The organism is Anaerobacillus alkalidiazotrophicus (assembly GCF_001866055.1).
In genome coordinates this window covers 93,016-115,681 of the sequence record NZ_MLQS01000001.1, presented here as the reverse complement: position 1 = coordinate 115,681, position 22,666 = coordinate 93,016, and the positions used below count along the sequence as shown (strand labels likewise).

Below are 22,666 nucleotides of genomic sequence, written 5' to 3'. Positions count from 1 at the left end.
TTTTGAGTCTTTTTTCGTTAAGAAACTATAGTTGTTTTAAAAAGGATTTAGAGAATTCCTATAACAACAAGATGAATTTACTTTCAAGAGATTAGGAGATAGACAATGTTTAAAAAGCTGAAGATAAAAGGTAAAATTCTGTTTTTAATTTTAGGTTTATTAATTTTTTCAGTAGGAGCTATAGGAATAGTAGCTATAACTATTCAAGGCAGTACAATTGAGAAAAATTTAACAGACAGTACGAGGGAAATGGCTTCAACACTTGCAGGACGTATTGATGATTATATTGTGAACAATGTGACTTTACTAGAATCCCTTGCACTCCTAGATGATGTTAAAAACTTAAATCCTGAAGATCAAGTAAGTGTTTTAGAAGCGATTTTTCAAAAGAATGAACAATTTGCTCTTTTATTTATAACTAATACGAATGGACAGCAAATTGCTCGCTCAGATGGTTTTGATAACTTGCTAGATATATCTGATCGAGATTATATTCAAGCGGTTTTTCAATCAAAAGAAACTATAATCAGTGATGTAACAATATCTAGAACAACTGGAAAACCTGCATTTATGATCGCTACACCTATATTTGATAACAGAAATAACTTTGTAGGTATTATGGGAGCAACCGTTGATCTACAATCTGTTGAAGAAATGCGTAATAACATCGTACTAGGTGAAACAGGCTTTGCCTTTGTCACGGATCGTTCCGGTAATTTGCTTGCCCACCCTAATACTGTATACGTAGAAGAACAAATGGATCTTTCATATTTAAATCCTGTGCAAAAGGCCGTAAATGGAGAAACGGGTAATGCAAGTTATGAGTTTGAAGGACAATCGATGTTTTCTGCTTATACATCCGTTCCAACTGTTGGTTGGGGAGTTATTATAAGACAGACATATGAAGAAGCATTTCGCCCAGTGTCTAGTATGATGGTGACTTTTGCTCTACTTATGGGTGGGATAGTTGTCATTTCATCAATTGTCGCACTTGTGTTTTCAAACATTTTAACAAAACCGTTATTAAAACTAACAGAAGCATCTAAAGAACTAGCTAATGGAAATTTAACTTATGAAATTAAGTTAGATAGGCAAGATGAAATTGGTAACCTGGCTAAGTCATTTGATGAAATGAAAGATAAACTAAGTGTATTAATTGGACAAGTAGCGACAGCCTCTGACAAACTTTCTAAAACATCTGATCAAGTTCTAGAGTCTTCAAAGCAGGCTAATACAGTTACAAGTCAAATTGCTACTGCTATGAATGAGGTAGCACAGGGAAGTGACGAGCAAGCTGCTAGTATTCAAAATTGTTCAACGTCATTTAATAAGATTGTTCAATCCATAAAGAAAATTGAAGAAAATTATCAAAAGTCTCTTGAAATCGCCATGAATACCGAGCAAGCATCAAATGAAGGAATGAAGGTTGTTGGTCATCAAGAACAAATTACGAATGATAGTAGTTTAGCGTTCGCTAATATGGCAGATTCTATCTTTTCGTTAAATAAAAAATCTGCCGAAATTGGCGATATTGTCAAAGTTATCGGTGGAATAAGTGAACAAACAAATTTACTTGCTTTAAATGCAGCAATTGAGGCTGCAAGAGCAGGGGAACATGGTAAAGGTTTTGCTGTTGTAGCTGATGAAGTCCGTAAATTAGCCGAAGAATCATCTCGTTCTGCAGAAAAAATTCAGGCACTTGTTCATGATATTTTGAGTGCTACGAATAATACCGTTAAAGAAGCAGAAGAAACGAGAAATATTATCACAGAGCAAGCTGAAAGTGTAACGAAAACAACAGAAGCATTTACTGATATCTCTAAAATGATTCGTGCAATTACTGAAGAGTTTATGGAAATCGCAAAATCAATGCAAAGTGTGAAGGGTGAAAGTGAAAATAGTGCTCAAGAAATTGAAAGCATTTCGGCAATTTCTGAGGAAACAGCGGCAGGTACCGAAGAGGTTGCTGCTTCGACCCAAGAGCAAACTCATGCTATTGAACAAATCAACAAATCAATTGAAGAATTAACGAAGCTTTCTCAAGAATTAAATGAGTCTATTTCTACTTTTAAGCTTTAGATCAAAAATATAAGTAGAGAAAGGGGACCTTGGTTAAGCTTAACGGGTTTAGCTTTCGGAGAGAAAATAACAAATAGCAATAGAAATAGCGATGTTGATTATATTAAACTCTATTGGACAAGAGAGCCGTTATTTGTGAACAAAGGGGTATTTCAAAAGGGTTAACGGACATCAGGTTCGTTATTTACTTAACTTAGCACCAAATATAGCAGATTTTCATGAAATAACGTATCTCATGTCCGATAGCTTGAATTATTTGATCAAATCGGTAAAATAAGGTCCCCTGTGTCCGTTAACAGAGCGTTAGTACAATAAGAAAAGAAAACAGGTTAAAAACGCACAGATGTTATGTCTGTGCGTTTTGCTAATTACAATGTTAACCTGTATGGGATTTGAATGCAAAATTTTCCATTATTTATCTTGTGAATTCACTTTTCCCATCTCAAAACTGTATCTGTTAGGTTAAGTTAAGGTTCTTTTTGCTTAAAAAAATTTATAATGTAACGTAAGGTGCTAGTAATAATTCGATTTTAAATATTGGATATTTTTTTTGAGAATGAAAAAACTAAGGGGAAATAAAGAGGAGAGGTGAATATCATGAGGAAAGTTGTCTTTTTCTTGGTCATTTGTTTCGTTTCTTTGATTTTCCCCCAAAGTAATACTGAAGCATATAGTAACAAAGAATACAATTGGAGTTATAACCCCAAGCCAGATAACCAGCCTGTGACAACTGAGGTAATTTATGAAGAATTACTAAATAAATACGGTGGTTTTTATATTGGAGATACCGATAAAAAGGAAGTATACATAACGTTTGATAATGGTTATGAAAATGGCTATACCCCACAAATTCTTGATGTTCTAAAGGAAAAAGATGTACCTGCAGCCTTTTTTGTAACAGGTCATTATTTACTAGATCAGCCAGAATTAATTAAAAGAATGGTTGATGAAGGGCATATCGTCGGTAATCATTCTTGGCATCATCCAAGTTTAGTGGCAGTTGATGATGCAAGGTTAAAAAGGGAATTAGAAAAAGTAAAAGCCAAATACGAAGAGATTACTGGTCGTAACGATATGATTTATTTACGTCCGCCTCGAGGTGTTTTTAGTGAAAGGACATTAGCTCTATCAGAGAGGTTAGGATATGTTAACGTATTTTGGTCGTTGGCTTATAGAGATTGGATTGTTGAGGATCAAAAAGGTTGGAAACATGCTTATGACCAAATTATGAAGCGTGTTCACCCTGGCGCAGTGATGCTCATCCACTCCATTTCTAGTGATAATGCGGAAGCACTAGATGATGTCATTGATGAATTACGTAGACAAGGGTATGAATTTAAAAGTTTAGACGAATATATGCTTAACAAAAAATTACGAGAAATATAAGGTGTTTATTGTTTCTTAAACTAAAAAGAGGCTCTTTTCGTAAGGGAAACAAACCTTATTAAGAGCCTCTTTCGTATTAATTAGAATAGCAAATTTGACCAATCGCATCAGCAATTGTTTCTAAAGTAGTCACATCTGTTACATCAAACGCAATCGCTTGTTTGCTTCGAACAACGATTAAACCGATTTGCTGATTCATTGAATTTGTAATCGAAAATTTTAATTCTCCATTATAGTCCCAACCTAAATCATCAGCGTCATCAGATGACTCAACTAATTGTAGGTTTTGACCTTCTGTAATAAGATAAATACCTACCCAATCTATATATGGAACTTCTTGAACAAGGCTATTTACTGTTTTTTCAAAAACAGATTGTGTGCTGTTCTTTTTATATACTTCTGCCATAATTTGTATTGATGCTACGTCAGTTGAAATCGACAAAATAATCTCTCCCTTAATCATTTTACTTTCCTCATTGTAACAAAGATTATTCAAACTGTGAGATAGTAAGTTTAGGAAGTTTATTGTTATAATAAGGATTCATCCTTATCATTTTGAAGAGGTGTGAAAATATGGATGTGAAAATTACAGGACCATACAACTACCTACATGTAATCGAACGTTTAAGCTATGATCCTATTCGTGTTATTGATAAAGAAAAGAACGGTGTTATGGTACCCATTAATGTTTATGGAAAAGATGTTGTTGCTAGTGTTGCATTTTCAGGACCTATTGAAAACCCTAACTGTCATATTCAGTTACCATCAGGATATGAAGAGGAAGGGATTCGTAAAATCATAACTATTTTCCAATTAGAAGAGTCACTACAAGAAATAGCCAATCATTTTTTACATACCGATTTAGCAAAATTTTTTCGTGTTAATCCAGGTCTCCCTTTACTATGTGAATTTGATCTCTATTATTGTGTGATGAAAACGATTATTCATCAACAATTAAATTTGAGTTTTGCTCATACATTAACAGAACGTTTTGTGAAAAGCTTTGGAAAAGACCAGGACGGTGTTTGGTTTCCGCCAACTCCAGAAACAGTTAGTAATCTAGATTATGAAGATTTACGAAAGTTGCAATTTAGCCAACGTAAAGCAGAATACGTCATTGATACATCGAAGCTTATTGCAAGTGGCGAACTAAATTTAGATGAGTTAAAGTTATTAAAGGATGAAGAAGCCATTGAACAACTGGTAAAAATAAGAGGGATCGGTTATTGGACCGCAGAAAATATATTGCTTTTTGGGATGGCTCGTAAAAATCTATTTCCTGTAAAAGATATTGGTATTCAAAATGCGGTGAAAAATTTATTCGAATTAGAGAAGAAGCCGACGGTTGAAGAGTTATTAACGATGAGTGAACAATGGTCCCCGTACAAAAGCTATGCATCCCTTTATTTGTGGGAAAGCTTAGGAAATCAAAAAGCACGGAGTTGAAATGATGAAAAATCAGAAAGTACAAATAAAAAAAGGTCAAGAATTTCCATTAACAATAAAAAGGCTCGGTATTAACGGAGAAGGTGTCGGCTACTTTAAACGGCAAGTGGTCTTTGTGCCAGGAGCATTGCCAAACGAGGAAGTCGTCGTGACCGTGACAGACGTGAAGGAGAAATTTTCAGAAGCAAAAATTAAAAAAATTCGCAAACCATCTAAGGAGCGAATTAAACCACCTTGCCCGATTTATGAAAAATGTGGGGGGTGCCAACTCCAACATCTAGATTACAAGGCGCAACTAAGAGAAAAACAAGATATTGTTAGACAAGCCTTTGAGCGTCATGCGAAGCTACAAGGTGATCAGCTTCCATTGAGAGAAACGATTGGAATGGAAGATCCTTGGAATTATCGAAATAAAAGCCAGCTTCAAGTAGGAAAAAAGAAAGAAGAAGTCATTGCAGGATTATACGGAATAAATTCCCATCAGTTAATCGATATTTCCGAATGTATAGTACAACATCCTGCGACGAACAAAGTAACGCAAACAGTAAAAGGTATTCTGCAAGACTTAAATATTCCGATTTATGAAGAGAGAAAACGAAAAGGTATTGTTCGTACAATTGTTACGAGAGTTGGATTTAGTACAGGGGATGTTCAACTTGTTTTAATAACTGCAACGAAAGATTTACCACGTAAACAACTTGTGATCGAAGAAATTAAACGTCGATTACCAGAAGTGAAATCTGTCTTACAAAACATTAATGGGAGAAAAACGTCACTTATTTTTGGTGAAGAAACTGTTCATCTACATGGTGAAGAAGTTATCCAAGAAGCATTAGGTGATTTAAACTTTGAACTATCAGCGCGGGCTTTCTTCCAACTAAATCCGATCCAAACAGTAAAGTTATATGATGAGGTAAAGAAAGCAGCAGAGTTAACTGGAAAAGAAAAAATCGTCGATGCCTATTGCGGTGTAGGAACAATCGGACTATGGCTCGCCCCTCATGCAAAAGAATTACGAGGTATGGATGTAATCCCAGAATCCATTGAGGATGCAAGACGTAATGCGGAAAAACAAGGCTTTACACACGCGCATTATGAAGTTGGAAAAGCAGAAGAAATTCTTCCAAAGTGGTTAAAACAAGGTTGGCGTCCTGACGTGTTTGTTGTCGACCCACCACGAACAGGATGCGATCGCAAGCTCCTTGAAGCAATGATCAAAGTAAAACCAAAACGAATTGTCTACGTTTCTTGTAATCCATCTACGTTAGCTAAAGATGTCGATCAATTACTAAAGGCAGGGTTTAAGTTAGAATACCTGCAGCCAGTTGATATGTTTCCGCATACGGCGCATGTTGAGACAGTCGCGTTGATAGAGTTAAAATAGCTGTTGGCAATAGGTTTAATGGATTTTAGGTGAAAATCGAAGTGTGTATTACCATTATGGAGAGCTTTTCATAATGGTAAAACACATTTGGCAACTTCAATAGGTATCGCAGCTGCGAAAAAGCGGATAAGTAATTTTCACTGACTAATTGAATGGAAAAGGACCAAATCGAATTGCAAGGGAACTTGAAGCAGAGGGAGTTCCAAACTGGAACGGGAAAACAAAATGGTATGAAGGCAGTATCAGGAATATGTTGAAAAACGAAAAATACAAAGGCGATGCCCTTTTGCAAAAGGCCTACACAGTCGATTATTAACAAAAAACGAGTAGCCAACACCGGACAAATTCCACGTTACTATGTTGAAGACAACCACCCAGCCATTGTTGATAAAGATATGTGGGAAGCGGTGCAGCTTGAAATGGAAAGGAAAAAATCTTTTGCAGAAAAACACGGATTTAAAAGAGTGGACTATGGAATGGATGATAACCCCTTTGCAAGTAAAGTGATATGTAGCGATTGTGGGGGCGCCTATGGGAGAAAGGTTTGGAATTCTAATGATGAAAGGTTTAGGCGGATAGTATGGAGATGCAACAGCTAAAGCCCCCGTTAATGAATAAGGACAAAGGGTTTATTTTACCCTTTTAATTGTTACTGATTTGGCTGGGAAGTGTAATAACACATTTCCGCCTGATGAAAATAGCACTTCAAATGATATTTTTGATTGGTCAATCGGCAGAAATTCTTGATATAACCAATCATCTATCTCTCTGTGAAAAACACTTTTCTGATTATCATAATTATAGTGATGGTAATCATAAAAAGAAACATTTTGAAAACTCAATATCCATAACTTCTCATTTTCTACATTTTCAACATCACTTGAAATCGTGAAATGTACACTTAAATCAAGAAGACTTTCATGTTCCATTTCCATCTTTATTAAACGGTAGTCGTGAAATCCCCAGGAGTTAAAATGTTCAAAAACATCGTGGGGTAATCGGTTAGATAAAGTCTTGAATATTTCTTGATACTCAGTAACATTTTGTAACCATAGTCTATCATTGTGGTTAAATTCTTCTTCACTGATATTATCCATATTTTGAGCTAAATGTAAGTCATATAAAAAGTATTTCAAGTATTACCTCTCCTATCTTCATCTTCAACTCTTCTGCCCATTACTTTAAGTGAAAAAGTTCACAAACTTTCATATTAACGATCTTATATTTTGTGAATTACAATTCCATAATAACATAATAATTTACAAAAAAGTGGGAACTGAGAAGGGAAACGTTCTCCTTTTAAAAATATTTACTATACAATTCACGCCTCAATTTTCCACTCAATTATGCATAGAGTGGGTGGTTTCACTATTTTCATGCCCCACTAAACTTTGGATCACTTCAAGGGGTGCACCATTGTTTAACATATGAGTAGCAAAGCTGTTTCTTTTATCAATAAAAGACAAACCTATTTTTTACATTAGTTAAAAAGATGACAGTGTTTAAAGAAAACAACGTGATTGTAGCTTAACTGGATGGGACAGAAATTGAATGTAAATTTGCTAAATAATAAAGAAGCGACGTCCGATCTAGGTGAAACCGAGGAAATAAAGAGGCTTGAAATAGCTCCAAGCCTAAGTTGCTACTGGCTTATAGTCCTTAGGCTTCATGTGCTTTGTAACTTTTTGTCGGTGATATTCTTTTCCATCGTATTTCCCTTTATATATCCTTTTATTAACGAATTTTCTATACGAAACTCAGTTCTCCTTGTTTAGTTAATTTCTACTTTCTAAGATAGTTTCCTACTGTAGTAAGGAATTTCTCCCTAGGAAATAGAATGGGAGAGTACTGAAAATACTTTTGCACCTATCATAATGCCAGCTTTAAAAAAAAATTTATTTTTTAAATCCTTTTGAAACTAATTTCGTTAATATTAGTAGAGGTGGTGAGAAACATGCAATCAGATGAATCATTAGTAGAAGAAATAAAGAGCGGAAGTCAAGCTGCGATGGAAGTGCTAGTTAAAAAACACTATAGAAATATATTTGCCTATACATATCGGAAGGTAGGGGATTATCATTTAGCTTACGATATGACCCAAGAGATTTTTATCAAAATGGTGAAGTCAATTGCAAGCTACAATGGACAAGGTAAATTTCAGCATTGGCTTCTAAAAATTGCGGTGAACCACTGCCGAGATTATTACCGAAGCAGTGCTTATAGATACAAGGATGAATTAAACGAGGTAGATAACCAGTTGAAGGATGATCGAGAGAATGTAGAGGATTTGCTGAGTAAAAAGCTAGATAGCGTCAAAGTGAAGGAAGCGGTGAACCAGTTGCCAGACTATCAACGTGAAGCAATTATATTAAAGTTTTACCAGGACCTAAAAATAAGGCAAATTGCAGAGTTGACGGAAGCAAAGGAATCTACCGTGAAATCCAGGCTCAAGCAAGGTATCGATAAATTAAAACTTCTATTAAAAGGAGGGGATGAGGATGAACAGAGTCAACCAAACCAACAAAACAGACTTCGATGAGTTGGATGATATATTTGACGAAAAAGAATATGAAGCGCTTGAAGAAGAATTATCCTATTACCTTGTGAAATTCCCAGATGAACACAAAATAGATGCCACGATAGAGACACTACGTCAATATGTACCGGATCGCAAAAGACAATCTCCAAGTGTTATGGAAAGACTTGTTGTGATAATCAAACGGGCAGGAACGGAAATTACGTTAGTGAGCAAAACGTATTGGATTGCTAGTACAATTCTGTTTCTCCTAGGCTATTTCATTGCGAATCAGCCGAATAATGATCCGTTGTTAACCGTCGTTTTTCTAGCGCCACTGCCATTTATCTTTGGACTATTAGAGGTGTTTAAAGGAAGGGAGCATGGACTGCTTGAGATGGAGCTTTCTTGTAAGTTTTCTGCACACGAAATTATACTATCTCGTCTATTCTTAATAGGGGTATATAATGTCACCTTAAATACGGTACTAACGCTAAGTATCTCTTCAGTAACAGGAAGACCACTAGTGGAGATGCTTCTTAAGTGGTTCACACCATTTACCTTTTTCGTGGCCATCGCCCTATGGCTGAGCATGAAATTTAAGGGGCAAGTATTTGTGACAACCTTCCTTACGTTATGGCTCGTGTTAACTGTACTGGTGCTATCGAACAATCATTGGGTGGCGGCATTTCTAAACGCCAGTCTTGTTTTACACCTTGTTTTTCTAGGACTTGGAATCCTGTTGATAGGGCTTCAGGTAAGGCAATTAATCAAGAACTATGCAATATATGAAGGAGGAGCTCGCTTTGAGGTTAACTATTGAAAATATTTCAAAAGAGTTTAAAGATAAAAAAGCAGTTACGAGGTTTTCTGCAGAACTGACGGAGGGCGTATATGCCCTCCTTGGTCCAAATGGAGCTGGGAAAACGACGCTCATGAGGATGCTGGCGGATATTTTGAAGCCCTCATCTGGCAGAATCCTTTTAAATGGGAAAGACATCTCCTTAATGGGAGACAATTACCGGGATATCCTGGGCTATCTTCCTCAAGAGTTTGGCCTTTATAAAAATTTCACTGCGGTTCGATTTCTATCTTACTTTGCTAGCTTGAAAGGATTAGATAAAAAGGAAGCGGTAGCGCGAGTAGAGGAAGTTCTAGAGTTAGTAAACTTGCAGAAGGAGCGGAAACGGAAGCTCGGAACGTATTCAGGGGGAATGAAGCGAAGACTGGGAATTGCACAGGCCCTCCTAAATGATCCAAAAATTCTTATTGTCGATGAGCCTACAGCCGGATTAGACCCACAGGAACGAGTGCGGTTTCGAAATTTACTTTCAGAAATTGCAGGTGACCGAATCGTGCTATTGTCCACCCACATCGTCTCGGATATTGAGTACATTGCAAAGGAAGTCCTTCTCATGCGCCAAGGGGAGTTGATTCAACGTAGCAAGATTGAGAGACTGCTAGAAAGTGTGAAAGGGAAGGTTTGGAAGGGGAGAGTAGGACAGGAAGAATTGTCCAAGCTGCAAAGGAGCCATAAAGTAGGGAATATTCAGCGCGGAGAAAAAGGAATCGAGGTGCGGATTGTCAGCGACGAGAAGCCGATGACGAATGCCGTTGCAGTGTCTCCAACCTTAGAAGATGTGTATTTATATTTCTTCGAGAGGGAGGTCGAAGGCGTTGTATAAGCATGAATGCTATAAGATTTTTACGAGAAAAAGCATTTATTTCGCATTCCTCCTATTCGTCCTCTTCATACTGCTGCCTGGCGGCTCTAATGATATCATCCAAACGGAAGAGTACCAGGCACTGTATGAGGAATGGAGAGGACCACTGACCACAGAAGAAATCCAATTGGCAAACAAAAAAAGAAGCGAACTAGAGGAACAGATGTATCAAGAAGTGGAAGAATCTGGTGATTTTGAAGGGGCATTCCCTCATAGCATGGCGGACCGGGCTTCTAGTTACGTTTATTCCTCTGTTGTTTGGACAGGTGGGTACATCGATTCGTTTGAAGCTCGGAAAGAGAATTTACTAGAGAAGGCCATGAGCTCTTCAGGGTCAGCTTATGAAGCGGAAATTGTCGCAAAAGAACTCCGGATGATTCAGAAGTTAGACCAGCCTTTTGGTTTTTATAACACGACGGTGTGGAGTAGTACCGTAGATTTTGTAAATACACTGGGATTTATCATCTTAACAGTACTAATCGTGTTAGGTCTGTCTCCGGTTTTTGCTGATGAGCATAGCCATAAGACAGCTCCTTTAATCGTTAGCACGAAACATGGAAAAGGAAAAGTAGCTACTGCTAAAATTTTGGCTTCTTTTACCTACATCGCATCGTTATTTGTCGTGTTACATATCATTAATGTCGTGCTAGAGTGGAGCAAGTTTGGAGCGTTTGTGGATGGAACTGTGTCGCTTCAAAATTTATATTTATTTATTCAATCGCCATTTGGACTAACGATTTGGCAATATTACGGAGTTGCGCTTGGTATCCAATTTTTTGCATCCTTAGTGATTGGACTACTGGTTTTATTCTTGTCAATCATCACACGAAATGCGATGCTGACGTTCTTTGTGAGTGGAGCAATTATTGGAACGCCATTTATGTTACGACAGTTGGGCTTAGAGCAACAGTTCATTCAATATATTATTCAGTTTAGCTATGCGGAACTCATGAGAGTAAAGGGATTATTTGACCAGTTCGTTGCGTTCGATGTCTTTGGGCAGCCTGTATTGTACCCATATTTGCTTCTGTCCATCTTCCTGTTGGTTGCTGCTGTGAATGTTCTACTTATTTTTCGCATGTATAAAAATCAGCAAATTATGAACTGAAACAGGGAAGGAGGATGGAACGGTGTATAAACAGGAATGCTATAAGATTTTTACGAAAAAGAGTATTTATTTTGTTTTTGCAATCATTGTTCTTTTACTAGTCTATGTCAATTCGCTACCATTGGATATGACGATGAAGGAAGAACTTTTTGAGGAGCTTGAAGAAACATGGGGTGGCCCTGTAACGGAGGAGAAGGTCTCCCTTGCGAAGGAGACTATGCATGCTTCTGATGCAGGTACGGTCTCGAATAATACGTTTGAGTCTAGGGCAACAGATTATGTGCAGTTTCACGTAGTAAGTGCCTCGATGCAAAAAGAAGAACAGAGTGAGCGGGTTCAAATGCGTGAGGGGCATCTGGTGGAATTCGCGAATGGAACGTATGAATACAGAGAAGCTTTGAAGGAACGGGATATGTTACTGGAGTTAGGAGAGACTCACGGATTTTACCTAATTCGCTCATGGCGTGGAATGTTCGAATTAATAGAGCCAGTGACTTCTGTGCTTTTGCTGTCTGCTTTGATATTTATTGGCATAACACCTGTGTTTGCAGAGGAATATTCCAAGCGAACGACAGATTTAATATTAGCTACGAAACATGGAAAAAGAAAGCTTGTTACTGCAAAATAATGGCTGTATTAACCTATATTGTTACGGTTTTCCTGTCTCTTCAATTGGTGAATAGCATTCTAAAAATGTGGAAGTTTGGTGGTGCAGCAGGTTGGGATGCACCAATACAAGGTATATCCTCTGGATTGGACTCCTTTTCCTTCATAAGCTACGACAGATCCCCGTATAGCTTCGAGGTATGGCAGTTTTTCTTGATAATTTTAGGTCTGCAGTTGTTAGCTTGTATAGCAGCAGGAATTCTTGTATCACTTCTTTCGTTTCTTACGAAAAATACGATGCTAGCCTTTTTTATCAGTGGAGTTGTAATGGCTGTGCCAGTTCTACTCCAGCAGCTTGGAGTAACACGTGGGATACTGGGATATGTAGCTAATTTTAGCTATACAGAGTTAATGCAGGTTTCCAGTATGTTTACGTATTTTAGAGCCTACAACGTATTTGGAATTCCTCTGCTGTATCCAACTCTCATATTCACTGTATTTGCGATAGTATCTGGTGTGTTGGTTTTTCTTATATATCAGCTGTTCAGAAAACAGCAGGTTAGTAGTTAGGTTACTCTGAAAACCAAGGAACTCTAGTAGATGGGGTTTCTTGGTTATTTAACATTGTGGAAAGGATGCTCGAATAACAGTATGGATTAATTAATCCTAAATGATATTAAACAGAAGAATATTTAATATAGTCATGTAGTAGTTGTAATATATAAGATTTATAATGAGGTTAAAACAGAATTTAAAAGATACTACTTTTCTTGCTTGTCTTTCTACTTCAAAAATAAGTAGGAGTATGAGGTGAAGCCAATAAATGACATACGTTCGCTTTGTCCAAACTGCCATTTAGCACTTCACTCAAAAATTGGCGATAAGCCGTATGGGATTGAAGAATTAAAAGAAAAAATTTACCGATTAAAATCTTTAATATAGATTAAGGAAGTAGGGAGTATTTATGGCCATTAACTATAAGCAGTGTCCAAGATGTGCATCAAAAAACACTCTTAAAATCTTATATGGTATGCCAACCCATGAGGCTATTGAACAAGCAGAAGCAGGGAAAATTAGGCTTGGCGGATGCTGCGTTATAGTTGGTGGGACGGAATACTATTGTAATGATTGCGAGAATGAATGGAATAAAGAACAGGCTATTGAAGCGGCTTATGAAAGAATTAAGGGACTTAAAGCTTCAGTGAGTGGATACTTCGGTGGTTCTTATAGTGTTGAAGTTGATTTAACTACGGGTAGAATAACTTGGCACTATTGGGATAGAGGAGAAGTGGTGGATATGGAGTATAAGACTGCTAACGAAGCTACTGTTAAAAGAATCCTTGATGAGCTGAAGGTAATCAACCTTCTCAATTGGAAAAGGGAATATAAAGAACCGGGTGTACTTGATGGTACAAGCTGGAGCGTGGAGACTATTAGAAATGGTCGAAACATTAAAAAGTACGGTGAAAACAAGTATCCGGACGACTGGGCCGATTTTTGTAAACTAATCAGAAGAATTACTGGTAATAAATTTTCATAAGATTGAAAAGGTTTTGGCAGTTTGTTTATTGATTTTTTTGGAGAATCATTACCCAATAACAGTTTTATAGGTTTTAATGTTTATACATACATGTGATGCAGTAGTTACTATGCTTACCAAGCGGTAATTATAAAATAAGAAAATAGTCATTCTTTAAAGCGTAGACTAATACTGCGCAGCAAAGATCTGTTTATGGAAATTAAGAAATGCAGAGTTAGATAAAACCCTCTTTATTTTATTTAGGAACATAGGGAAAGTCGGGATTGCAGCTAATGGTGCAGTTATATCATCGTCAGTTAGGGAAGATATAATATTTATACAAAAATATTTACAACACGCAGTAGAAGTAGACCCCATCTCATTAACAGGTAGTGGTTATGTTACGCTTACGAGTATAAAACACCTGATTTTAGCAAAAATTAAAAAAGATACTTTAGATATCAGGGGGAGTATATAAGATATGAAAAATTCAATCCCAATTACATCAAGTGAATTAGGAGTACTATGGACGACATACCAAAGAAAAACAATGATGATTAATATGATGGAGTATTTTATAGAAAAAAGTGAAGATAGAGCTGCTAAAAAAATCATGATAAACTACTGCAAAGAAAACAATAAATTTGTGGTTGAAATAGAAGATATATTCAAGGATGAAGGGGCTATTGTTCCATCAGGTTTTAATGAAAAAGATGTCCATAAGGATGCAAAACCCTTGTTTGATAACATGTTTGCTATTTTGTTTCTACGTCTTATGATGAAACTAAGCTCAGGACTAAATGCATTGCACTTAGATATGACGTATAGAAAAGACATAAGGGATTTTTTTAAACGGTCATCAACGAGTTCTCAAGAGATCTTTGATGCTTGTACAGAATATCTTTTGGAAAAAGGAGTTTTAGCACGTTCCCCATATGTTACGATGCCTAAAGAAGGAGAATTTGTTGGGGAAAAAAATTTTATGAAAGGTATAAAGCTATTTGGAGATAAACGACCTTTAAATACAGTGGAAGTTGCTCACATTTATCAATCTATAGAGGGTCACATAATAGAAACACATCTATTGACAGGCTTTGCACAAGTAGCTAAGGAAAATGATGTTAGGGACCATTTTATGAAAGGGAAAGAACTTACCAAAAAGATTGTTTCTGACTTAGGGAGTTTACTACAGCAAAGTGATATTCAATCTCCAAGTACATGGGCTGGAAGACCAACAGATTCAACTGAACCTCCTTTTTCAGATAAATTAATGATGTACTGCTCAACCACACTAGCTGGCTTTCAATTAACTAGTAATGCACTAGGTATAGCCCTTAGTTTGCGAAGCGATCTACCTTTAAAATTAACTTTACTTTCCCAAGATGTATATCAGTTTGCCAATAAAGGAGGTCAGCTAATGGTGAAACATCATTGGATGGAAGAGCCACCTCAGATGGAAGACCGAAATCATTTGATCAAATCAAAGAAATAACAATAAAACACGTTATTTGTAAAAAGGGAATGTATGAACAAAGGAAAACAAGTTGAAACAATGCCATGGAGTATCAACTTCAATCCACCTTATTATCGCTACCTCGGAGATGTTCAAGTCAAAGAGATTACTACGGAGAATTTAAAACATTATTTAAGTGATGATGGTGAGAAGCTCAAACCAGCAAGTCTTTACCATAGAGTTAGATTTATAAAATCATGGTTCAGGTGCCTCATGAGGAGGGGGGGATTTCAAAAAATCCAGTTGCTAAGTTAAATGAGCCAAAGACTGGGAAGCGGATTCCAAATTTCCTTACATAAAAAGAAATCAGAGTCATTTGTTGCGAGTACAACGATACTGTTGAGAAATTTCGGAGACGATTACGTTTATAAAGTGATCGTTTCTTCTTCGTATTTGACTTTATACTATGCAATAATTATCTTCATTTTTAGGTGACTTTGTGAAACAATGAACTTAAACTGATGAACAGGATAGTTCAACAAGCAATAAAAAATCAAAAAAGCAAAGGTATTATCTACCTTCGCTTTCCTTTCGAGTGATTCTGTTTAGATAATTTAATAAACTTTTAGTAATCTCATCTTGATTATTTAGTTAAATTGTTCCTATCCTGCATGGCAGGTGGTTCTTCAAGCCAACCATTTTTCGCCATTATTTTTCCACCATCCCGCCCATAAGTTAATACGTCTTTTGCTGTATTAACCATTGTTACTGGGAGGTCACTTCGTAAACTAAACGCTGTTCCTAATGCATTGCTACCTAAACCAAAACCGCAAAATATGCTAGTACAATACATCATTAGTTTATCAGAAAAAGGAGCTACCTTTGAATCTGTTGCATTTGCCCCCCATGTTGAAGGTGGCTGAATATCACTTTGAAGAAATAACTGTGTATAGTCAGTTACAATTTTTTTTGCTAATTCTTTTCCCCTTATGAAATATTTTTTTACTTCAGGTTCATTTGCCACTTGTGCGAATCCTGTTATCATTTGCATTCCAATAATATTGGCTTCAATTGAATTATATAAATGTGCGACTTCAACTGTATTCAATGAACGCTTTTCAGAAAACAAGTTAAAACCACTCATATAATTAGTTCCATCAGCAAACTCCACAGACTTTGGCATAGATACAGCAGGAGAACGTGGTAAAACATCTTTCTTTTGCAAATAGTCTACACATTCATCGTAAACACTTTGAGTAAAGGCAGTTAATTCCTTGTAAAGAAGTACAATATCTTTGCGATATGCCATACTCATGTGGAGTGTATGCAATCCCATGCTTATTGAACTAATAAGACGACAAAACATAATATCAAACATATTGTCATACAGCTTAGGTACGCCAATATTAACATCTTCCTCTTTGAATCCGATTGGAATAACTGCCCCTTCATTTTTGAGGATGGCTTTTATATCCTCAACATAGTTAATCACTTTCATATGTACATCTTGCATGATTTCTTTGGCTTGATTGTCATCAGCTTGTTCTATAAAATATTCAAGCATTCTTTGTACCATTGTTTTTTGTTGATAGGTCAACCACAAAGTCCCTAATTCACTTGAACTTAAAGTCAGTTTTTGGTTCATAATTTCAGCCTCCATTTACTGTATTTACCAAAATAATACCCGCTTTCATTGAACCTTAATTCGCATTAACATACACTTTAAGAGATGTCCAACCAATAAACCTGGGAATAAAGACAAAATTGGAAGCCACATAGATCCCAGTAATATTTGTCCTTAAATACAAAAGGAAGGTAGGAATAAGTATGAGTTTCTACTTCGGCATCTTTATACGCATCCCACATAACAAACATATTAAGACAGGGATATAACATTAGCCATTGGTAATTTGTTGCTTCGATTGCTTCTCTAATGTTTCCTTGAAAGCTATGCAAAATCACAATATTAAAATGACAATTAACATTAACGAGCAACTCGAAGAAAATAAAAATGATACCATTAACAAATTTTCTGTTTAATAACTGAGCAAAGCCTGGGAGAGCAATACTCTACAGAATGGCTTCTAACTTATCAGTCATAATCATATTGTCCTTATAATTAGTATAGATTTATTATTTACTACTAGAGAAATAATATGTAGTAGATGTATTTATTCTTCAATCCTTCTTCAACTAAAGAAGTTCCCTTATGTTGAAGAAGAAAGACAAAAAAATAACAGAGTCATTTGCTGCATAGTACAACGATACTATTCAATAAAATAGGATATTCAACAAACTGGCCATTGTTTTGAACATCTCAAAATTTTAATGAGTTGAAAATATGCATGTTTTAATGCAATTTTATGCTTATTTTTGCTTTTTTATATTCATTTAAATAACAATAGTTCCATAATCTGCATATTGAAATTGCGAATACACTCTCAGGTACGATAACTCCTTGACAAATAGTCTATACCGAGTGATTACTAGGCTACTATTTGTTATGGAGTGATTCGAAAATGACTGAAGAGCATAGACTACAAATTAAAGTTATGAGGTACCAAGGAATAGGCTATATGAAAATAGCAGAAGCCGCTGGTCTATCACGTGATAGCGTTAGATTTTATTGTAAGCGTAATGGGTTAGGTGGTTTAGGAAAAGATCTTAAAGTAAAAATTGACGAGAAATTCATTAGTGAGATGTCCTATCAGTACTGCCTTAGCTGTGGGTTGAAATTAGAGCACCCTAAAAGAGGAGCAAAGAAGAAATATTGTTCCTTTGCTTTTAAAAGAGATTGGGAAAGAGATAATCCAAAGCTATAAAAACTTTATTGTGATTATTGCAGAAAAGAGTATATATCTGAAAGGGTTAAAAAGCGTAAGTTCTGCAGCAACGATTGCTATGTGAGAGATCGCTTTTTTAGAGAAGAGGATAGTATTGAGATATTAGAAAAAATTATAAAGAGAAAAAAGGTCGATTATATGCCTAAATGGTTAGAAGATTTGTTGCTTTCATAATATAAAAAATTAGCCTTTTATAGGGTACTACTATCGGAATTATGGGTATATTTTAAGGGGAAAATAATAACGATTTTTTTCAAATCAATCGCAATGAAAATAGAGGTTCGAATATTTCGATAATTCTCTGTAATGCTCCAAACTGTAGCTGCGAATAAATACCCATTTGAGTATTTTTCGATAGTCGAGGCCACCTTCTCGCGAAATTCAAACTTTAGCGAATATGTATCAAGTGTAAATGATAACACACGTTGAGACAGTCGCGTTGATAGAGTTAAAATAGCTGTTGGCAATAGGTTTAATGGATTTTAGGTGAAAATCGAAGTATGTTTTATGTTCCCTCGGACTAATGGTTCGGGGGATTTATTGTGGTGGGGGTCGTACTTATACGTAAAAAGTATAAGTACGTGTTAATATGTCGGAAAATTATTAAATGAGACCAAGTGAAAAGTTAAGATAGAAAATATAATTGGAAAAATGACATCCGGAAATTTGCACCATCCTTACGTACTGAAGTGATGATTAGATCACCGCAAGAGCGATTGAAGATGAAGTGTGATAATCCTACTGATGAAGTGGGACCTACTCGTTGTCGACTTTTTGTAAGAATTATTAAGAATTTATAAAGTTAATAAAATAGAAAAACATCGATGTAGTGTAGAATTTTTTAATAAAAACTTTGCTACATCGCTTTTTTGTCGTCAATTGTTAAAATCTAGGTTGCATTTAACTTTTATGTAATTATTTACAATTTTAATATAGTTAATAAAAGACAAACACTCCCTTTAAACAGTCTTAATATCTTTTCTGTAACATGAGAAAAGTAATAACAATATTTGGGGGATAGGAAAGAAAGGAGACAGATTATGTCGAAATGGTTTTTAGGTTTGTTGTTAACATTTTTATTAGTCGTTGTTACAGCTTGTGGGGGAGAGAGTGCATCAAAAACTCAGGAAGGAAGTTCAGCTAATGAAGGATCTGAAAATGTAGTGAGCGGTGGCGATGAGCGTAGCGGCTGGCCTGATAAATTTATCTTTGGGTTGTTGCCAACAGAGGATCAAGCGGAACTTGCAAAGCGCTATGACCCTCTAATTGAATATTTAGAAGAATATTTGGGGATGGATGTTGAGCTCTATAATGTAGCAAATTATACAGCGCTAATTGAAGCGATGGCAAACGGCCATATTCACGGTTCGACGTTTGGGCCATTCTCTTATCTATTGGCACACGAAAGGGCAAATGGAGAAGCATTTGCAATTCCAATAAGACAAGAAGGCGGTACCTTAGACGACATTTTTTACTATGCACAAATGATCACATTAGAGGAACATGGGGTTAATAGTCTTGAAGATATTAAAGGGAACTCGCTAGCATACGCTGACCCTGCATCTGCATCTGGTCACTTATTTCCAAAGGCAATGCTCATAAACGAATTAGGATTAACGATGGATAATGTTGATGATTTTCCTTCTGATGTTATTTTCTCTGGAAGTCATGAAGCATCTTTATATTCAGTTTTAAATGGTGACGTGAAAACGGCTGGTGTTTGTAGTACTTGTATCGAGAGAGTTTTTGATCGAGTAAAAGATCATAAAAACTTTGATCAGTTAAAAGTATTCCATGAATCAGCCCCGATTCCAGGGGGACCGTATGTCATTCAAGGAGATTTACCTCAATCATTTAAAGATAAGGTAAAACAAGCATTTTTGGACATGAAAGACCACGAGCAAGGCAAAAAGTTCTTAGAAGAAAATGATTACTTAGGTGGTTATGCTGAAGTTGGTCATGAAGTGTACAATGTTGTTCAGGAAACGGCTGAAGCACTAGGGTTAAGTCCAGAAGATCTACTAAACTAGGATTTATGAGGAGGGGCGCCCCCTTCCTCTCTTTAAATAATATTAAAGATAATTATGTGAGGTGTAAGGAATATGTCTGACATCGTATTACAAACAAATTCTTTAGGAATGACCTTTCCAGATGGTACAAGAGCTTTAAATAATATTAATCTGACAATTCGGAAAGGTGAATTAGTATCAATCATCGGCCCGAGTGGTGCAGGTAAAAGTACATTTATGCGCTCAATTAACTTGCTTAACAAGCCGACAGAGGGAACAATCATGTTCGAAGGGGAGGAAGTTTCTAAGGCAAAAGGGAAAAAACTTCGACTTATTCGCAGACAAATAGGGATGGTTTTTCAACATTTTAATTTAATTAAACGTTCACCTACTTACCAAAATGTTTTACATGGAAGGTTAGGTTATATGTCTTCGTTTAAAGGTGGTCTAGGACGTTTCTCTGAAGAAGATACTCGTCAAGCTTTAAATATTTTAAGGAGAGTAGGCTTAGAGGAGCAAGCCTTTAAACGTGCAGACGAACTATCAGGTGGTCAACAACAGCGAGTTGGGATTGCGAGGGCAATTGCTCAGTCGCCCTCTTTGTTACTTGCAGATGAACCAATTGCTAGTTTAGATCCATCCTCATCTGAGAACGTAATGAATTATTTAAAGACTGTTTGTGAAGAAGATGGATTAACTTCGATTGTTAACTTACACCAAGTAGACTTTGCAAAAAAATTTGCAAATCGAATTATTGGTATTAAAGCAGGAGAAGTAATCTTTGATGGCTCACCAAAAGAACTAACCGACGGAATTATTAATTATCTTTATTATAACAAATAGTGGAGGAGGGAAAGACATGGGGACACCGGCAGAAAAAATAATAACTCCTTTGGTAGAGGAACCAAGAAAAGATATGTACGCTGAATTAATGCGTAGGAAAAAAATCTTATTTAAGAATCAGTTATTTATCTGGGCTATCATCATTGCAATGATAGTTTGGGGTTGGACGGGAACGAATTTTAACCTTTCTTTCCTTTATAAAGGGACAACAAACATGGCTGTCTTTATTTTTACTGACTTACTGCCACCCGATATTTCCGCTATTGGCAGTTATATACAACCTGCTTTGCAGACTATTTATATGAGTTTTGTAGGTATGGTTTTCTCTGTTGTTTTATCAATTTTCTTTGGGTTTATGGCTGCAAAAAATACAACTTTTCACCCATTGGTTGCATTAGTTAGTCGGTCAATTGTAGCATTTATTCGAGCAACCCCAGCTCTAATTTTGGCGATTATTCTAGTTGTTGCGTTTGGGTTAGGTACCTTATCAGGAACACTTGCGTTAGGTATATCTGGAGTTGGAATTCTCGGGAAAGCATTTGCTGATGTTTTAGAAGAAATTGACCAAGGTCAGGTTGATGCTGTAAGGGCTACTGGTGCTTCTTGGTTTCAAGTAATGGGTCAAGGAGTTTGGCCGCAATTTAAGACTGGGTTTGTTGCTTGGTCTTTATACAAAATGGACTTAAATATTCGTGAAGCAGCAGTCCTAGGTTTAATTGGCGCTGGTGGGATAGGATACACATTACAAGGTCATATAAATTTGTTCCAATATAATAAAGCTTCTGTTGGAATTGCAATGATTTTCTTCTTAATTTTAATCGTTGAATTTACGACGGCAAAAGTGAGGGAACGATTATTATGAATCAGTTAATAAACAAGAAAAAACAAACAACAAATCAAATGATCGTTTGGCTATTGTTTGTGTTTTTTATTTTTAGCTTACTTCAAGTTGGTATTTTAGACGAAAGAATATTTCAGGCTTTTTCTAGAGTTGAGGGTTTACTACTTGGCATGTTTCCTCCTGTAGTAAATGAACCGATAGATGTAGCAGGTGCAGCCATTGAGTCTTTGCAAATAGCTATTATGGGAACATTATGGGGAATTATTTTTTCAATTGCTCTAGCAATGTTCGCAGCCCAAAATCTAACTCCACATATTAGCATAAGTTATGCATTAAAAGCTTTTGGTGCATTTGTCCGTGCAGTACCAGCATTAATTTGGGCTCTATTATTTATAATAGCAATTGGGCTTGGACCAACTCCTGGTATTTTAGCGTTGGCTATTAATAGTATTGGTATGTTGATAAAAGTATATTCAGAAGCAATTGAAGAAATGGATACTGGCTTGATTGATGCTTTGAGGGCTACTGGTGCCTCGAAATTTCAAATAGTTATGCAAGGGATTATTCCTAGTATTATGAGTATATTTATCTCATGGTCTATCTTCCGCTTTGATATTAACATTCGTTATTCAGCAGTTCTTGGTGTTGTTGGAGCTGGTGGGATTGGTTGGGAGCTAGTTAGAGCATCACGTATTGCTGCCTATGATCAAGTACTAGGAATTACATTAGTCATTTTTGGAATGATTTTGCTAGCAGAACTGCTAACAAGATTTTTAAAAGAAAGAGCAGACTTAGCAACAGCCAAAGCAATGGAATAAACTCAGGGACAAAGGGGAGAGGCACCTTGTCCTTTTTCTCCTTATAAACGAATTTGTGTACGATGTAAATAATAAGGCATGTAAAAGCGTTG

General features: G+C 36.2%; 24 protein-coding genes and 1 pseudogene. 20 read left to right on the top strand and 5 right to left on the bottom strand.

Going from position 1 to position 22,666, the window contains the following annotated elements; all coding sequences use genetic code 11:
* The first annotated feature begins 105 nt into the window (after positions 1-105).
* Both BKP45_RS00525 and pdaA read left to right on the top strand, forming a co-directional pair.
* Positions 106-2,079 (top strand): methyl-accepting chemotaxis protein, encoded by a 1,974-nt coding sequence (locus BKP45_RS00525; RefSeq protein ID WP_071387921.1) that lies wholly within the window; start codon positions 106-108, stop codon positions 2,077-2,079.
* Positions 2,080-2,676: 597 nt separating this feature from the next.
* Positions 2,677-3,465: a delta-lactam-biosynthetic de-N-acetylase gene (gene pdaA, locus BKP45_RS00520; RefSeq protein WP_071387920.1), complete on the top strand. Its 789-nt coding sequence runs from the start codon at positions 2,677-2,679 to the stop codon at positions 3,463-3,465.
* Positions 3,466-3,541: 76 nt separating this feature from the next.
* On the opposite strand, the gene BKP45_RS00515 is transcribed toward pdaA, so the two are convergent.
* Positions 3,542-3,928, bottom strand: a complete 387-nt coding sequence (locus BKP45_RS00515) for a GAF domain-containing protein (protein WP_322788156.1) — start codon at positions 3,926-3,928, stop codon at positions 3,542-3,544.
* Positions 3,929-4,038: 110 nt separating this feature from the next.
* On the opposite strand from BKP45_RS00515, the gene BKP45_RS00510 reads away from it, so the two are divergent.
* The 4 genes from BKP45_RS00510 to BKP45_RS00500 all read left to right on the top strand — a co-directional run bounded on the left by BKP45_RS00510 (position 4,039) and on the right by BKP45_RS00500 (position 6,894).
* Positions 4,039-4,911: a DNA-3-methyladenine glycosylase family protein gene (locus tag BKP45_RS00510; protein WP_071387919.1), complete on the top strand. Its 873-nt coding sequence runs from the start codon at positions 4,039-4,041 to the stop codon at positions 4,909-4,911.
* Position 4,912: 1 nt separating this feature from the next.
* A complete protein-coding gene (gene rlmD / locus BKP45_RS00505) occupies positions 4,913-6,295 on the top strand; it encodes a 23S rRNA (uracil(1939)-C(5))-methyltransferase RlmD (protein WP_139193706.1) in 1,383 nt (460 codons plus the stop codon).
* Between the two features lie 148 nt (positions 6,296-6,443).
* Positions 6,444-6,611, top strand: coding sequence for a recombinase family protein (locus BKP45_RS23465; RefSeq protein WP_211272937.1), 168 nt, complete (start codon positions 6,444-6,446; stop codon positions 6,609-6,611).
* Positions 6,574-6,894: a recombinase family protein gene (locus BKP45_RS00500; protein WP_071387917.1), complete on the top strand. Its 321-nt coding sequence runs from the start codon at positions 6,574-6,576 to the stop codon at positions 6,892-6,894. Before BKP45_RS23465 ends, BKP45_RS00500 begins: the two co-directional genes overlap by 38 nt.
* A gap of 30 nt (positions 6,895-6,924) precedes the next feature.
* Here the strand turns inward: BKP45_RS00500 and BKP45_RS00495 are convergent, their stop codons facing one another.
* Positions 6,925-7,431, bottom strand: coding sequence for a hypothetical protein (locus BKP45_RS00495; RefSeq protein ID WP_071387916.1), 507 nt, complete (start codon positions 7,429-7,431; stop codon positions 6,925-6,927).
* A gap of 204 nt (positions 7,432-7,635) precedes the next feature.
* A complete protein-coding gene (locus tag BKP45_RS21330; protein ID WP_407639576.1) occupies positions 7,636-7,722 on the bottom strand; it encodes a hypothetical protein in 87 nt (28 codons plus the stop codon).
* Between the two features lie 527 nt (positions 7,723-8,249).
* Here BKP45_RS21330 and BKP45_RS00490 point away from each other — a divergent pair.
* From BKP45_RS00490 to BKP45_RS00455, 9 genes are all read left to right on the top strand, one after another.
* On the top strand, positions 8,250-8,834 hold the full coding sequence (locus BKP45_RS00490) for an RNA polymerase sigma factor (RefSeq protein ID WP_071387915.1): 585 nt from the start codon (positions 8,250-8,252) through the stop codon (positions 8,832-8,834).
* Positions 8,794-9,633, top strand: a complete 840-nt coding sequence (locus BKP45_RS00485; RefSeq protein WP_071387914.1) for a hypothetical protein — start codon at positions 8,794-8,796, stop codon at positions 9,631-9,633. Before BKP45_RS00490 ends, BKP45_RS00485 begins: the two co-directional genes overlap by 41 nt.
* Positions 9,617-10,495: an ABC transporter ATP-binding protein gene (locus tag BKP45_RS00480; RefSeq protein ID WP_071387913.1), complete on the top strand. Its 879-nt coding sequence runs from the start codon at positions 9,617-9,619 to the stop codon at positions 10,493-10,495. Before BKP45_RS00485 ends, BKP45_RS00480 begins: the two co-directional genes overlap by 17 nt.
* Complete coding sequence (locus BKP45_RS00475) at positions 10,488-11,642, top strand: ABC transporter permease (RefSeq protein WP_071387912.1); 1,155 nt, start codon at positions 10,488-10,490, stop codon at positions 11,640-11,642. The genes BKP45_RS00480 and BKP45_RS00475 overlap by 8 nt, the downstream gene beginning before the upstream one ends.
* A gap of 22 nt (positions 11,643-11,664) precedes the next feature.
* On the top strand, positions 11,665-12,270 hold the full coding sequence (locus tag BKP45_RS00470) for a hypothetical protein (protein ID WP_071387911.1): 606 nt from the start codon (positions 11,665-11,667) through the stop codon (positions 12,268-12,270).
* A 65-nt stretch (positions 12,271-12,335) separates the two neighbouring features.
* Positions 12,336-12,818, top strand: coding sequence for a hypothetical protein (locus BKP45_RS00465; RefSeq protein WP_169824036.1), 483 nt, complete (start codon positions 12,336-12,338; stop codon positions 12,816-12,818).
* A gap of 240 nt (positions 12,819-13,058) precedes the next feature.
* Positions 13,059-13,190 (top strand): hypothetical protein, encoded by a 132-nt coding sequence (locus BKP45_RS23195; protein ID WP_281243108.1) that lies wholly within the window; start codon positions 13,059-13,061, stop codon positions 13,188-13,190.
* A 22-nt stretch (positions 13,191-13,212) separates the two neighbouring features.
* Positions 13,213-13,788 (top strand): hypothetical protein, encoded by a 576-nt coding sequence (locus BKP45_RS00460; RefSeq protein ID WP_071387909.1) that lies wholly within the window; start codon positions 13,213-13,215, stop codon positions 13,786-13,788.
* Positions 13,789-14,248: 460 nt separating this feature from the next.
* Entirely contained in the window at positions 14,249-15,259 is a 1,011-nt protein-coding gene (locus BKP45_RS00455) for a DUF3231 family protein (RefSeq protein WP_071387908.1), read from the top strand.
* A 604-nt stretch (positions 15,260-15,863) separates the two neighbouring features.
* On the opposite strand, the gene BKP45_RS00445 is transcribed toward BKP45_RS00455, so the two are convergent.
* Both BKP45_RS00445 and BKP45_RS22825 read right to left on the bottom strand, forming a co-directional pair.
* On the bottom strand, positions 15,864-16,865 hold the full coding sequence (locus tag BKP45_RS00445) for a DUF3231 family protein (RefSeq protein WP_071387906.1): 1,002 nt from the start codon (positions 16,863-16,865) through the stop codon (positions 15,864-15,866).
* 45 nt (positions 16,866-16,910) lie between these two features.
* Positions 16,911-17,287 (bottom strand): annotated as a pseudogene (locus BKP45_RS22825) (hypothetical protein).
* Positions 17,288-17,739: 452 nt separating this feature from the next.
* Here BKP45_RS22825 and BKP45_RS22775 point away from each other — a divergent pair.
* The 5 genes from BKP45_RS22775 to phnE (BKP45_RS00420) all read left to right on the top strand — a co-directional run bounded on the left by BKP45_RS22775 (position 17,740) and on the right by phnE (BKP45_RS00420) (position 22,574).
* Complete coding sequence (locus tag BKP45_RS22775) at positions 17,740-18,042, top strand: hypothetical protein (RefSeq protein ID WP_211272936.1); 303 nt, start codon at positions 17,740-17,742, stop codon at positions 18,040-18,042.
* Positions 18,043-19,103: 1,061 nt separating this feature from the next.
* Complete coding sequence (locus tag BKP45_RS00435; RefSeq protein WP_071387905.1) at positions 19,104-20,093, top strand: phosphate/phosphite/phosphonate ABC transporter substrate-binding protein; 990 nt, start codon at positions 19,104-19,106, stop codon at positions 20,091-20,093.
* A 72-nt stretch (positions 20,094-20,165) separates the two neighbouring features.
* Positions 20,166-20,915, top strand: coding sequence for a phosphonate ABC transporter ATP-binding protein (phnC, locus tag BKP45_RS00430; protein WP_071387904.1), 750 nt, complete (start codon positions 20,166-20,168; stop codon positions 20,913-20,915).
* Positions 20,916-20,931: 16 nt separating this feature from the next.
* Positions 20,932-21,777 carry a phosphonate ABC transporter, permease protein PhnE gene (phnE, locus tag BKP45_RS00425; RefSeq protein ID WP_084787479.1) on the top strand — a complete coding sequence of 282 codons (846 nt, stop codon included), beginning with the start codon at positions 20,932-20,934 and terminating at the stop codon, positions 21,775-21,777.
* On the top strand, positions 21,774-22,574 hold the full coding sequence (gene phnE, locus BKP45_RS00420) for a phosphonate ABC transporter, permease protein PhnE (RefSeq protein WP_071387903.1): 801 nt from the start codon (positions 21,774-21,776) through the stop codon (positions 22,572-22,574). Before phnE (BKP45_RS00425) ends, phnE (BKP45_RS00420) begins: the two co-directional genes overlap by 4 nt.
* The last annotated feature ends 92 nt before the right edge of the window (positions 22,575-22,666 follow it).